This window comes from Pseudomonas alkylphenolica (genome assembly GCF_000746525.1).
Taxonomy (GTDB): domain Bacteria; phylum Pseudomonadota; class Gammaproteobacteria; order Pseudomonadales; family Pseudomonadaceae; genus Aquipseudomonas; species Aquipseudomonas alkylphenolica.
Window position 1 is genome coordinate 325,597 of the sequence record NZ_CP009048.1, and the last position, 13,359, is coordinate 338,955.

Consider the following 13,359-nt stretch of genomic DNA (forward strand, 5'->3'; position numbering starts at 1 on the left):
TTTTGATTGTCGGCTTTTAAAGTCGATATTTATCGGATATAAAGTCGACCATCACCCAGCAATCTGTCATCGGTCGTCTGCACGGTCAGCCGGCCCAGTCATCCTTCGAGGAGGTTTTCATGAGCCGCACCGTTACCGTCGCCGCCACCCAGATGGCGTGCTCCTGGGATCGCCAGGACAACCTGGCCACCGCCGAAAAGCTGGTCCGCGAAGCCGCGGCCAAGGGCGCGCAGATCATCCTGATCCAGGAACTGTTCGAAACCCCGTACTTCTGCCAGAAGCCGAACCCGGACTACCTGCAGCTGGCGACCCCGGTTGAAACCAACGCCGCAATCGAGCATTTCCAGGCATTGGCCAAAGAGCTGCAGGTTGTGCTGCCGATCAGTTTCTTCGAACTGGCCGGGCGTGCACGTTTCAACAGCATCGCGATCATCGATGCCGACGGCAGCAACCTCGGTGTGTACCGCAAGACCCACATCCCGGATGGCCCTGGTTACCACGAAAAGTACTACTTCAACCCGGGCGACACCGGCTTCAAGGTCTGGCAGACCCGCTACGCCAAGATCGGCGTCGGCATCTGCTGGGACCAGTGGTTCCCGGAGTGCGCGCGCAGCATGGCGTTGCTCGGCGCCGAAGTACTGTTCTACCCGACCGCCATCGGCAGCGAGCCGCATGACAAGACTATTTCCTCGCGTGACCACTGGCAGCGTGTGCAGCAGGGCCACGCCGGTGCCAACCTGATGCCGCTGATCGCCAGCAACCGTATCGGCACCGAAGAACAGGACGGCTACGACATCACCTTCTACGGCTCGTCGTTCATCGCCAACCAGTTTGGTGAGAAAGTGCAGGAGCTCAACGAGACCGAAGAGGGCGTGCTGGTGCATACTTTCGACCTCGACAGACTGGAGCACATCCGCAGCGCCTGGGGCACCTTCCGTGACCGCCGTCCAAACCTGTACGGCCCGGTCAAGACCCTCGATGGCGCGCTGGAATCCTGATCATTCAATGACCTCGACGCAGGCCTCGATGCCTGCGTCGGACACTTCAAAGGTTTACTCATGAAGACCCTGACCAGCACCCCACGCGCCGACGGCTTCTACATGCCAGCCGAATGGGCGCCGCAAACCCAGGTATGGATGGTCTGGCCCGAGCGTCCGGACAACTGGCGCCTGGGCGGCAAACCGGTACAGGCCGCACACGTGACCCTGGCCCAGGCCATTGCCCGTTTCGAGCCAGTAACTGTGGCCGTTTCTGCCGCCCAGTACGACAACGCCCGTGCCCGTCTGGACGGGCCGAACATCCGTGTGGTGGAAATCAGCAACGACGATGCCTGGGTGCGTGACACCGGGCCGACCTTTGTCATCAACAACAGCGGCGAAGTGCGCGGCGTTGACTGGGGCTTCAATGCCTGGGGCGGCTTCGAAGGCGGGCTGTACGCGCCATGGAACCGTGACGAGCAAGTGGCCAGTAAAGTCCTCGAGATGGAACGCTGCCAGCGCTACCACACCGAAGGCTTCGTGCTTGAGGGCGGTTCGATTCACGTCGATGGTGAAGGCACCCTGATCACCACCGAAGAATGCCTGCTCAACCACAACCGCAACCCGCACCTCAATCGTGAGCAGATCGAAGCGGTGCTGCGTGATCACCTGGCGGTGGACACCATCATCTGGCTGCCCGATGGCCTGTACAACGACGAGACCGATGGCCACGTCGACAACTTCTGTTGTTACGTGCGCCCGGGTGAAGTGTTACTGGCCTGGACAGATGATCCGCAAGACCCCAACTACGCGCGTTGCCATGCCGCACTCGAAGTGCTGCAGAACAGCCGTGATGCCAAAGGACGCGCGTTTACCGTGCATAAGATGCCGATCCCGGGACCGCTGTTCGCCACTGAAGAAGAGTGTGCGGGCGTCGATCCGGTGGCCGGTAGCCAGGAGCGCAACCCGTCGGTTCGCCTGGCCGGGTCCTACGTCAACTTCCTGATCGTCAACGGCGGCATCATCGCGCCAAGCTTCGACGACCCGGCAGATGCCGAGGCTAGAGCGATTCTGGCGCGGGTGTTCCCGGAGCATGAAGTGGTCATGATCCCGGGCCGCGAGATGCTTTTGGGAGGCGGCAACATCCACTGCCTGACCCAGCAGCAACCGGCACCGTTCAAGGGCTGAATCCAAGCCATAAAAAAACCCGTCTTCGGACGGGTTTTTTTATGGGTGGGCGACGATCGGCGAGGCGCGCTGGCACATCTCTTGTATTTGTTTTGCATTGTATTTCAAGCGGATAGGGCAGCTTCGTTCTGTCACAAAGTTTGAGTAGTTTGCCGCTCACGGCCCAGGGAGTATGTGTCGAAATGAATGCAGTAAGTGAGCCGGCTTCGCCCTCATCAGCAGTGAATCACGAGGCCCTTCAGCAGGTAGCCCAGTGGTTGAAAGACAATGGAGCAATCCGCGGCAGCAAGTCCGATCAGCGCCGCTCGTTGCTGGCCCGTTACCCGACGGGGCTGATCACCGACGCAGAGCTTGAAGCGCTGCTGGGTGTCTGGCACGGCTGAGTGGTATCTGACAAGAAAAAGCCCGATTTCTGAATCGGGCTTTTTTTCGGGTGTTAGTTAAGTACAGCTGTCGCTCAGGCGCGCTCTTCCAGAATGAAGCGGCAGGCGATTCTGCCTTCATTGACACAAGGAAGTAGTTCTATGGCCACTCATCGAGAAAAATCTTTCATAGCTACCATCTCGTCGGAGTTCGGGACGCTTGGGCATTTCCGGCAGTTGCATGCGGAAAGTCTTGTAGATCCATTTACCAGGGATACGTGGGCCTTTACTCCCTCTTTTGCTCCTCATTTTCTCGGCCATATAAGTGAAGACAGACCTGTACAGCCATTGCAATGGTATTTCCGGTCGACCGACGCCGGTTATGTGATTTACACGAGAAGCGAACATTTTTTCGGTAGCTACATCGGTTATGGCGACGGCTACTTTGGTGCGTTCAGCACGAAAGCGGAAAACCGATCCAGGTTCCGCTTCGAGCCTGTCGTTGGTGAAGAAGGCAGGCATGGGGTAGTGATCGGAGAAGGGGATGAGGTAATCACCAGGCTGGTCTCACTGGACACAGGCAAACCGCTTTGCCTGCGGGAAGAACACTTTAAATATCGAAGTTTGAAAAGCTGGCAGTCAAAGCGCTGTAGCTACATTGCCGCTGATGGCGGTGAACCGCTCCACCTGCGCCTCAAAATCGTTCAGACCCATGCACCTTACCTGGATAACCCCGATGAAGTCTGAAGGCGCAACCGCCTGCTATGGCGTTGCTTGCGCTTGGGTATAGAGAGCAAGAGCGGCAAATCGAATGTTTGCCGCCCTTCCCGGTCGGGAAAAATCAGAAACTATAGGTACCGGTAACCACCAGGCTGCGTGGATCGCCGAACTGGATCTGCGCGGCGCTGGTGGCCGAGCTGTAGTAGGTCTTGTCGGTGATGTTGCTCAGCGCCGCACGCAGGTCCCAGTCCTTGCTGCGGAAGCCCGCCAGGGCGTCCCAACGGCCGTAACCTGGCAGCACGGCGGTGTTCTGGTTGTCGGCGTAGCGTTCGCCGACCAGGGTCAGACCGGTTTCACCGTACCAGCCCATTTCCGGTTTCCAGGTGACGAACAGGCTGCCGTTGCGTTTGGCGACGTCACTGACACGGTTGCCTTCAAAGCCATTGTTGTCCTCGACAATGGTTGCATCCTGAATACCGATTCCACCGCGCACATACCAATTGCCGACGATGTTGCCGGTAGCCGTCAGCTCCACGCCGCGCGAGCGTTGCATGCCGGTCAGCAGGGTGATGCTCGGGTTGTTCGGATCACTGGTGCGACGGTTGTAGAGCTCAAGCTCGTAGATCGCCAGGGTGGTGCTCAGGCGCTCGTCGAGCCAGTCGCTCTTGACCCCGATCTCCTTCTGGCGAGTCTCTTCCGGGCTGGTTTCGTTGCTGTTGCCGGCCGCACCCGGGGTAATACCGATCAAGCCACCGCCTACCGGCGAGAAGGTCTTGCTCCAGGAGGCATAGAAGGAGTGCTCTTTCCACGGTGAATAGACCACACCCAGGCGTGGGCTGGTGCTGTTGCTGTCCTGCTTCTCGGAAATGCCCTTGATCTTGTTGGTGGTCTCCACTTCGAACTGGTCGAAGCGCACACCGGCCAGCACCTGCCACTGATCGTTCAGGCGTAATTGATCCTGGATGTACAGGCCACGGCTATCGACTACGGTGTGGTTGTTGCTCGATAACGCCATTGTGCCGTTGTGCTGCAGATGGCGGTTGGGGTTGTCCAGGTCCACGCTTGGCACCGGGCTGGCACCGGGCCCCTTGGTGGCGGCGTTGTAGAGCATTGGATCGCGGCGCTGGTTGCCGAACTCAATGCCGGTCAGCAAGGTGTGCTGCAGGCCGAAGGTGTCGAAGTCGCCTTCCAGCTCAAGGTTGTTGAACAGGTTGCGGGTGTTGAGGTCTTGCTGCCAGCGTTGCCGGGTGACCTGATTGGTCTTGGCGTTGTAGCCGGTCTGGTAGGTGTTGTCGAAGTCGCTATTGAGCTTGAACAGGCCCAGGGTGTGGCGTACCTGCCAGTTTTCATTGAGCTGGTAGTTCAGGCGCGAGCGCAGCGATTGCGCCTTGTCGTCGATGAAATCGCGCTGAGTGTCGCCGTAGGTGGTGTCGCGGCCGACATCGGCCGGGCGGCCATTGACGCTGGGGATGCCGCGATCAGGGGTACGGTTGTAGCGGCTGTATTCGTACTGCACCAACCAGTTGAGGTCCGGGGTCAGCTGCCAGCTCATGGACGGGGCGAACAGCTGGCGGCTGCCGTCGATACCGTCGCGGAAGCTGTTGTTGTCCTGGTTGCCCATGTTCAGGCGCAGGCTGATGTTTTCCGACGGATCGGCACTGAGGTCGGCGTACAGGCTGCGCAGGTCTTCGCTGCCGCCTTGCGCTTCGATGGTCGAGCGCCGGCCGGCTTCCGGCATCTTGCTCACGCGGTTGACGATCCCGCCTTGGCTGCCGCGTCCGTAAAGCACCGCAGCCGGGCCCTTGAGCACCTCGATGCGCTCGATGTTATGCAGGTCGCGCACGTACTGGCTATCGTCGCGGATACCGTCCAGGTAGAAATCGTTGCTGGCATCGAAGCCGCGGATGCGCACGCTGTCGAAGCGGGTGTCGGCACCGTTGCTGACGTTGGGGATGCCGCTCAGTGCCTTGCCCAGATCGCTGGTGCCATAGTCCAGGACGTTGCTGGTTTTCACCGAGTCGATGGCCTGGGGCACGTAGCGGGCCGGGGTGGAGGTGCGGGTAGCGGTACTGACTTCCTTGACCCGTGGATCATCGCGATCACGATCGCTTTCGGCGGTCACCGAGACTTCAGGCAGGGTGGTTGTGGCGGCCAGCGCCAATCCGGAACTGAGAAACAGGGAGACACCCAGGGTCAAGGGTGACAGGCGGCAAGGGGCAGGCATCAAGGACATCCGAAGGGGGTTGGGCAGCAGACGAAAAGGGGATTGAAATTTTGCGCGGATGATAATGCTTGCTATTTACTTGTGTTAATCGTTTCTTATTTGCTCTTGCTGTTTAATGTTTCAAATTGTTTCAGTGGTGCCGGTCTGCGGCGAATTGACTCAATTATCAATTCAATTTCACGAATTTTTGACATGCTGATCCGCACACGGATAGGATTCGGTCAACGCCTGTAGGCCCATAGGCCAAGAGTCCAGAATAAAAGGCCCGCTGCGATCACTCGCAGGCGGGCTTTTATTTTTTGACCCGCGAGCGTCAACCCACGCAGGGGGCGTGGTTTTTGGCGTAGGCCACAGAGCGTATTTGACTACGTAATAAGGAAAATAAAATGTTGAAAACCAGGATCAGCCTGATCGCGCTGGGGCTTATGGCGGCGACTCAGGCTTCGGCCAATGACCAGGCCTCTTCAAAGGGCTTCATCGAAGACAGCAGCGCCAGCCTTTTGCTGCGCAACGCTTTCATCAACCGCGACAAGAAGCACGACACCCAGGATCAGCGCGAATGGGGTCAGGCCTTCATCGGTAAATTCTCCTCCGGCTTCACCCAGGGCACCGTCGGTGTCGGTGTGGATGCTTTCGGTCTGTACGCTGTGCGTCTGGACGGTGGTAAGGGTCACAACGGCGGCGCCGGTATCGACTTCTTCAAACCAGCAGATGGCGACTCGCCAAGCAACCCGCAAAATTCCCCGCACAACCTGGCCCGTGGTGGCGCCGCGGTCAAATTCCGCGTCTCCAACACTGTACTGAAGTACGGCGACCAGATGCCGGAACTGCCGGTACTGCAATACGACGACGGTCGCCTGCTGCCAGAGAGCTACACCGGTACCCTGATCACCTCCAAGGAAATCCAGGGCCTGGAACTGAACGCCGGTCGTTTCACCCAGGAAGCGCGCAAAAGTGCTGAAGGCCGTGACAGCGGTGGCCTGAAGTCGATCAACGTATTTGGCGGTAGCTACAAGTTCACCGAGAACCTGTCGGCCTCGCTGTACGGCTCCGACGTCGAAGACGTGCTGAAGAAGCATTACCTGGGCGTCAACTACGTTCACCCGCTCGCGTCTGACCAGTCCCTGACTCTGGACTTCAACGGTTACAAGACCAAACTGGATCGCGAGTTCGCCACTGACGACCGTCGTGACAACACCATCTGGAGCCTGGCGGCCACTTACGGTTTCGGCGCGCACTCGGTGACCATCGCGCACCAGCGCAGCACCGGTAACACCGGCTACAACTACGGCTTCTACCAGAACGCCGGTGGCGTGGGTGACGGTGGTTCGACCATCTACCTGGCCAACTCCTACTGGTCTGACTTCAACAACGAAGACGAGCGTTCCTGGCAGCTGGCCTACGGTCTGGACTTCGGCGCCTTCGGTGTACCGGGTCTGACCTACAAAGTGGCTTACGTGCGCGGTGACCACATCAACACCCGTGGCTTCGGCGAAGGTGAAGAGCGCGAGATCTTCAACCAGTTCAAATACGTAGTTCAGGAAGGCCCGGCCAAGGACCTGTCCATCAAACTGCGTAGCTCGTTCCTGCGTACCGACACCAGCATGCGTCAGGCCGAACTCAACGACGACGGTAACGAAGTCCGCGTGTTCGTCGAGTACCCGATCAGCATCCTCTGATAGGGACCTCCCATTTCAGGCAGGCCTACCTGTCTGAAGTGGAACCGCCAGTGGGAGCGGGCTTGCCCCGCGATGCGATGTTGCTGACAGATCGCAATCGCGGGGCAAGCCCGCTCCCACTGGTAATGCCCCATCAAGCTGGTGTCGCCAGCTTGCGGCGTACGACGGGCTTGTCAGTCGGCGCCTCACCCGTCTCTGGCTCGAAACTGTCGCTGCGGGCCATCCGCCACATCCGCGCATAGAACTCACTGTCGATCGAGCCGTTGAGCAACTCACCGGGCTTGAGGAATACATGCAACTGGGAAAACAGGCGGATTTCGCTGGCGCTGATGCGTCGGACCAGGTGTTTGGGCTTGAGCTGTGACGGATGCTCAAGACCTGCGGCGGCGAGCATCTCGGCCAGGGCATGCAGGGTGTTGCGGTGAAAACTGTAGACGCGCTCGGCCTTGTCCGGCACCACCAGTGCGCGTTGTCGCAACGAGTCCTGGGTCGCCACCCCCGTGGGGCATTTGTTGGTGTGGCAGCTCTGCGACTGGATGCAGCCAATGGCGAACATGAAGCCACGCGCCGAATTGACCCAGTCCGCGCCGATGGCCAGTACGCTGGCGATATCGAAGGCACTGACAATCTTGCCGCCCGCACCAATGCGCACCTTGTCGCGCAGGTTCAGGCCCACCAGCGTGTTGTGTACGAACATCAGCCCTTCGCGCATCGGCACGCCGATGTTGTCGCTGAACTCCCGCGGTGCGGCGCCGGTACCGCCTTCCTTGCCGTCGACGACGATGAAATCCGGAACAATGCCGGTCACCAGCATGGCCTTGGCAATGCCCATAAATTCCCAGGGGTGGCCCAGGCAGAACTTGAAGCCCACCGGTTTACCGCCAGACAACTCGCGCAATTGCGCAATGAACTGCAACAGCTCGATAGGCGTGCGAAAGGCACTGTGCGCTGCCGGTGAGATGCAATCCTCGCCGACCTCCACCCCGCGGGTAGCGGCGATCTCGCTGCTGACCTTATGCCCGGGCAGTATCCCGCCATGTCCAGGCTTGGCACCCTGACTCAGCTTGATTTCGATCATCTTCACCTGCGGGTCGCGGGCCTGTGCGGCGAAGCGTTCGGGGTCGAAACGGCCAGCGGCGGTGCGGCAACCAAAATAGCCACTGCCGATTTCCCAGATCAGGTCACCGCCGTGCTCACGGTGATACGGGCTGATGCTGCCTTCCCCGGTGTCGTGGGCGAAGCGACCGCGCTTGGCCCCTTGGTTGAGCGCGGCAATGGCGTTGGCGCTGAGGGCGCCGAAGCTCATGGCCGAGATATTGAAGATCGAGGCAGAGTAAGGCTGGCGACACTGCGGGCCACCGATGGCGATACGGAACGAGGCGGGATCCGGGGTGTCCGCTGGCAGCATCGAATGGCTGATGAACTCGAAGCCGGGTCGGTACACATCGTTGAGCGTACCGAAGGCTTTCTCGGCGCTTTCATTCTTGGCCCGGGCGTAGACCAGCGAGCGCTGGGCGCGGGAGAACGGCAGCTTGTCGTCATCGCCCTCAAGCAGGTACTGGCGAATTTCCGGGCGGATGGTTTCGATCAGGTAACGGATGTTGCCCAGAATCGGATAGTTGCGCCGTACCGCATGGTGGCTTTGGCGCAGATCGTTCAGGCCAACCAGGCTGAGCAAGGCGCAGATCAGGGTGAAGGGCCAGAGCCAGGCATGGCTCGCAAGAAAGGGCAGGCTGATGCAGGTGAAGAGCAGGCAGCCGGCCAGACAGGCGTAGCGGCTGGGAAGCGAAGCTTTCATGAATCTTCCACTGATATGAGAGATCCTGCCAAGGATAGGGCAAGCGCCCGGGCGGAAAACCCGTTAAATCAGTAAAAGACTTTTATCCCCGGCGTGCTTGCAAGGCCGGCCCCGGCGGGTTAGTTCGCTGCCTGCTGAACCTGACTCCGGCACTTGCATAACTGCCGCTTGCAGCACCCGTGCTACAAGGCATTTCCAGTATTTGCCAAGTGAAGCCACACCATGCCCGCTACCCGCGCAGCACCCACGGCACAGGGCTTTGGCCTGCTGTGCCTGGCCAGCTATCTGCTGTCGTTGTCCTACGGTTCGACGTTTTTGCTGTCGCTGTTGGTCAGCAGTCGTGGCGGTAACGAACAGGACGCCGGGCAGATCATTTCGCTGGCCATGCTCAGTACCGTAGTCGCCGTGCTGGGCAGTGGGCACCTGGCCGATCGCCTGGGCTCGGCGCGGGCCATCGCGCTCTGTGCACTGTGTTTGGTGACGGCGTGCCTGGGCTTTGCCCTGGTGCCTGGCACAGGCAGCGGGTTGATGGTGTGTGGTCTGATCCTCGGCCTTGGTTGGGGAGCGTTTTACACCCTGGGGCCAATCCTGGTCAGTGAACGGGTCGATGCCCAGCGGCGCACGCACAGCTTTGCCCTGCTCTCGGGCAGCATGATGAGCGGGATCGGTTCCGGGCCGCTGGTCGGCAAGCTGGCCAGCGTTTTCGATCTGCCGGTACAGACTGCGTTCTACACCGCAGCCCTGGCCGCGCTGTGCGGCTTGCTGATTTTCAACCATCTGGCGCGACTGCCACGTCCGGCTTCGAGCCCGGTCAGCATCAGTCGCCGCGCCTGTAACGAGGTACTGGGTTCAAAGGCGCGCTGGCCGATTCTCATGGTCGGCCTGGGCGGTGCGATCTTCGGTGGCCTGGGCAGCTTCCAGACTTCCTATGCAGCGGGGCGTGGCCTGGACTACTCGTTGTTCTTCGTTGGCTTCATGAGCGCGGCGATCAGCTGCCGGTTGCTGATCGCCGGCTGGGTGGTCAAACGCGATGCCTATCGGGCGTCCTGCCTGCTTTCGGGCTTTATCGTCCTGGCGGTACTGGCCTTGGGCTGGGGCGTACAGGGCAACCTGGGTTACTTGCTGGCGGCGGCTTTGCTGGGCGTCGGTTATGGCCTGAATTATTCGGTGATCAACGGCCTCGCTGCGAACCAGGCGCCGCCCGGGCACACCCCGCAGGCCTTGCTGCTGTTCAGCCTGGCGTACTTTCTCGGGGTGTTCGGCTTTCCCTGGCTGGCGGGCCACTTGATTGTCAGCAAGGGTACCGAGGCGATGATGGTCAGCTTGCTGGTTGTGGCTCTACTCAACTGGGCGATCAGCGTCGGCCGTCTGTACGGACGCCGACGCGCGGTGGCACTGTCGGTGCCAGGCTGAGCCATTACTGCCCGGGGGCGATAGCGAACATCAGCTTGTCGCCTTCGAGGTACACGACGGCTTCGTGGCCCAGAACATCCACCGGAACTGCCGAAATTGCTTCATGCTCGGGGACGATCTTTTCAAGTGTCTTGTTCAGTAGATCAACACGCCAGACACAGGCAAAGTCGCCGCTGTTGTCGAAGTACAGCACCGGCCGGGTTTCGTTCCACACCGGATTGACCAGGCTCCAGCCTTTATCGTTCTTGTCCATCACCTGGTCGTAAGCGTTCGAGTCGTACTCGTAGGGGTAGTAGAGCTGCAGGTGGTAGTTTTCGACGTTCAGGTCATTGGCGATCCGCGCCTTGGAAAAGCGTTTGCTCCCGGATTCTGCGGAAAACAGCTGCGTTGAAGGTTGTGGTTCTGCCTTGGAGCCCAAGGTGTAGGCCATGCTTTGCTCGGCTTCGCCCTTCACGCGATGACGGTAGTAGAACACCCCATCGATGATGCCGGCAAAGCGCTCGCCCTGATCATTGGCGCCGATCTTGTTCCAGCCGCTGAAACGGATGTCACGGACAATCGGATGAAGGCCTGGGCGGGCGTCGGAGTACTCATACAACGAGCCGAAGTAGCGGCGCTCATAGCTATTGCCAGGGCTGCGGATGGTCTGGTCCAGGTGCTCGCCAACAAAAATCACCACGTTGAGCACACCGTCCAGGGTTGCCACGTCAACCACCTGGGCATAGTCGACACCCTTGACCTGCGGGAAGGTGGCCAAGGCAAAGCGTTGCCAGGCTGCATCCTCGATCTGCAGGTAGGGTTGTTGGTCCTGTGAAGGCTTTAGCGCAGGTGTCTCGGCTTGAGGATTGGCCGGCACCGGCGTGAGCCGTGAAATCTGTTGATCGTAAGCCTCCTCAATGCACGGGACCGCCGTGCAACGATTGCGTACCTCACGCAGCCATTGCCTTTCCAGCTCACGGAAAATCTTCAGGTGTTGCAGCGGACGATAGTGCTCATTGAGCAGATCATCCTTGGCCGACAGTGAAGGTGTGGTGCAGATGGCAGTTTCCACCAGCGTTCTGGCTTTACTGCAGTCGAAACTGGCGGCAAAGGCAGCAGGGCTGGTCAGACAAGCAACGATCAGGGCGGGCAGCAGGCGCGTAAAGGCTTTCATCAGACATCCATGTGCACAGAAGCGGGTGAGGGATGATAAGGCAGAGTCTACAGTCACGGCAAAATCGTGGCCTGACGAGCGTCACGGCTATCCGCACTTTTATTGATCCTGGTTAATTTTTGTACAAAGCCCTTGCCTAGACTGTCGGCTCTCCACCCTTGAAGGGGAAATGGCATGACGATTATCGTGACCGGCGCCGCCGGGTTTATCGGTAGCAATCTGGTACAGGCCCTCAACCAGCGCGGCGAAACCGAGATCATCGCTGTTGACGATCTGACTGACGGCGACAAGTTTCGCAACCTGGCCGACAGCGAAATTGCTGACTACCTCGACAAGGACGACTTCCTTGAGCGCTTTGCCCGCGGCCAGTTCGGCAGAGTCCGTGCCGTACTGCACCAGGGCGCCTGCTCCAGCACCGTCGAAGGCGACGGGCGTTTCATGATGGACAACAACTACCGCTTCAGCCGCGACCTGCTCGAAGCTGCCCAAGGGCTGCAAGTGCCGTTGCTGTATGCCTCGTCGGCAGCGGTGTATGGCGCCGGGCGGGACTTTCGCGAACAGCGCGAAAGTGAGCGGCCACTGAACGTTTACGGCTACTCCAAGTTTCTCTTCGACCAGCGCGTGCGCAGGCAACTGCCCGTTGCGCGTAGCCAGATCGTCGGCCTGCGTTACTTCAACGTCTACGGCCCGCATGAACAGCACAAAGGCGCGATGGCATCGGTGGCCTTGCACTGCTTCAACCAGTATCAGGCCCATGGCAAGGTCAGCCTGTTCGGCAGCTACGGTGATTACCCAAGTGGTGGGCACCTGCGCGATTTCGTCTCGGTGGAGGATGTGGTCAAGGTCAATCTGTTCTTCCTTGAACGCCCGCAGCTCAGCGGCATTTTCAATCTCGGCAGCGGCCGCGCCCAGCCGTTCAACGACGTGGCCCTGGCGGTGATCAACCGCCTGCGTGAACAGCAGGATCAGCCGCCGTTGTCACTGGAGATGGCCTTGCTTGAAGGCATTCTGGAGTACAGCGAATTTCCCGAGCATCTGCGTGGCAAGTACCAGTGCTACACCTGTGCCGATCTTGAGCGTCTGCGCGCTGTGGGCTATCAGGCGCCGACGCTGACGGTTGGGCAGGGTGTGGTGCGTTACTGTGATTGGTTGCTGGGGCTCAAAAGTCCGCCGCCTGCTTTCGCATGACGCCCCGTCGGTATGTCTACAGGCGCGCTTGCTCATAGAGTCGCTTTAGGCCAATGTACAGACTAATGTCATTACAGTGAGGCCGGTGCCATGGCATCTATCAACGTACGTATCGACGACGATCTCAAAGCGCGTGCATACCGCGAACTTGAAAAGCTGGGTGTCACGCCTTCCGAGCTGATGCGCCAAGCGCTGCAATATGTAGCAGAGCGCGGCCAGTTGCCTTTCAAGCCAGTGCTGATGACTGAGGATGATGAGGCTCTGCTTGCTACGGTGCGCGAACGTCTTGCTGCACCTCAGCGGGTAAAGGTCTCGCTGGATGACCTATAGCCTTGAGTTTGATGCACGAGCGCTGAAGGAATGGCACAAGCTGGGAGACACCGTTCGCCAGCAGCTCAAGAAAAAGCTGGCTACGGTTTTGCTCAACCCACGGGTTGAAGCGAACCGGCTGCATGGCTTGCCCGATTGCTACAAGATCAAGCTGCGTAGCAGTGGCTATCGGTTGGTCTATCAGGTGATTGACCAGGAGGTCGTGGTGTTTGTGGTTGCTGTGGATAAACGAGAGCGGGAGCAGGTTTATCGGAAGGCGGCTGAGCGGTTAGGAGATTGAGCCTCGGAGCTCATGAACACGGCGTTACTACGACACAAACAAAAAAG

12 protein-coding genes are annotated in these 13,359 nt (G+C 59.5%); 9 read left to right on the top strand and 3 right to left on the bottom strand.

Features of this window, described 5'->3' with window-relative positions:
• Positions 1-119 precede the first annotated feature (119 nt).
• The 4 genes from aguB to PSAKL28_RS01510 all read left to right on the top strand — a co-directional run bounded on the left by aguB (position 120) and on the right by PSAKL28_RS01510 (position 3,274).
• Complete coding sequence (gene aguB / locus PSAKL28_RS01495; protein ID WP_038605686.1) at positions 120-998, top strand: N-carbamoylputrescine amidase; 879 nt, start codon at positions 120-122, stop codon at positions 996-998.
• A gap of 60 nt (positions 999-1,058) precedes the next feature.
• Complete coding sequence (gene aguA, locus PSAKL28_RS01500) at positions 1,059-2,165, top strand: agmatine deiminase (protein ID WP_038605688.1); 1,107 nt, start codon at positions 1,059-1,061, stop codon at positions 2,163-2,165.
• Between the two features lie 182 nt (positions 2,166-2,347).
• Entirely contained in the window at positions 2,348-2,548 is a 201-nt protein-coding gene (locus PSAKL28_RS01505) for a hypothetical protein (RefSeq protein WP_038605691.1), read from the top strand.
• Between the two features lie 141 nt (positions 2,549-2,689).
• A complete protein-coding gene (locus PSAKL28_RS01510) occupies positions 2,690-3,274 on the top strand; it encodes a hypothetical protein (protein WP_038605694.1) in 585 nt (194 codons plus the stop codon).
• Between the two features lie 94 nt (positions 3,275-3,368).
• On the opposite strand, the gene PSAKL28_RS01515 is transcribed toward PSAKL28_RS01510, so the two are convergent.
• The gene (locus tag PSAKL28_RS01515; RefSeq protein WP_038605697.1) at positions 3,369-5,471 is read right to left on the bottom strand and encodes a TonB-dependent receptor; all 2,103 of its coding nucleotides are present in this window, start codon (positions 5,469-5,471) and stop codon (positions 3,369-3,371) included.
• Between the two features lie 386 nt (positions 5,472-5,857).
• Between PSAKL28_RS01515 and PSAKL28_RS01520 the strand changes: the two genes are divergently transcribed.
• Positions 5,858-7,150 (top strand): OprD family porin, encoded by a 1,293-nt coding sequence (locus PSAKL28_RS01520; protein WP_038605701.1) that lies wholly within the window; start codon positions 5,858-5,860, stop codon positions 7,148-7,150.
• A gap of 133 nt (positions 7,151-7,283) precedes the next feature.
• Here the strand turns inward: PSAKL28_RS01520 and PSAKL28_RS01525 are convergent, their stop codons facing one another.
• Positions 7,284-8,948 carry an FMN-binding glutamate synthase family protein gene (locus PSAKL28_RS01525; RefSeq protein ID WP_038605704.1) on the bottom strand — a complete coding sequence of 555 codons (1,665 nt, stop codon included), beginning with the start codon at positions 8,946-8,948 and terminating at the stop codon, positions 7,284-7,286.
• 222 nt (positions 8,949-9,170) lie between these two features.
• On the opposite strand from PSAKL28_RS01525, the gene PSAKL28_RS01530 reads away from it, so the two are divergent.
• Positions 9,171-10,361 carry an MFS transporter gene (locus tag PSAKL28_RS01530; protein WP_038605707.1) on the top strand — a complete coding sequence of 397 codons (1,191 nt, stop codon included), beginning with the start codon at positions 9,171-9,173 and terminating at the stop codon, positions 10,359-10,361.
• A 4-nt stretch (positions 10,362-10,365) separates the two neighbouring features.
• Here the strand turns inward: PSAKL28_RS01530 and PSAKL28_RS01535 are convergent, their stop codons facing one another.
• The gene (locus tag PSAKL28_RS01535) at positions 10,366-11,514 is read right to left on the bottom strand and encodes a lysozyme inhibitor LprI family protein (protein ID WP_038605710.1); all 1,149 of its coding nucleotides are present in this window, start codon (positions 11,512-11,514) and stop codon (positions 10,366-10,368) included.
• A gap of 174 nt (positions 11,515-11,688) precedes the next feature.
• Here PSAKL28_RS01535 and rfaD point away from each other — a divergent pair, with 174 nt between their 5' ends.
• The 3 genes from rfaD (at position 11,689) to PSAKL28_RS01550 (ending at position 13,312) form a co-directional block, all read left to right on the top strand.
• A complete protein-coding gene (gene rfaD, locus PSAKL28_RS01540) occupies positions 11,689-12,702 on the top strand; it encodes an ADP-glyceromanno-heptose 6-epimerase (RefSeq protein ID WP_038605712.1) in 1,014 nt (337 codons plus the stop codon).
• A 90-nt stretch (positions 12,703-12,792) separates the two neighbouring features.
• Entirely contained in the window at positions 12,793-13,032 is a 240-nt protein-coding gene (locus PSAKL28_RS01545) for a type II toxin-antitoxin system RelB/DinJ family antitoxin (protein ID WP_038605715.1), read from the top strand.
• Positions 13,022-13,312, top strand: a complete 291-nt coding sequence (locus PSAKL28_RS01550) for a type II toxin-antitoxin system RelE family toxin (protein WP_038605717.1) — start codon at positions 13,022-13,024, stop codon at positions 13,310-13,312. Before PSAKL28_RS01545 ends, PSAKL28_RS01550 begins: the two co-directional genes overlap by 11 nt.
• Positions 13,313-13,359: the final 47 nt, after the last annotated feature.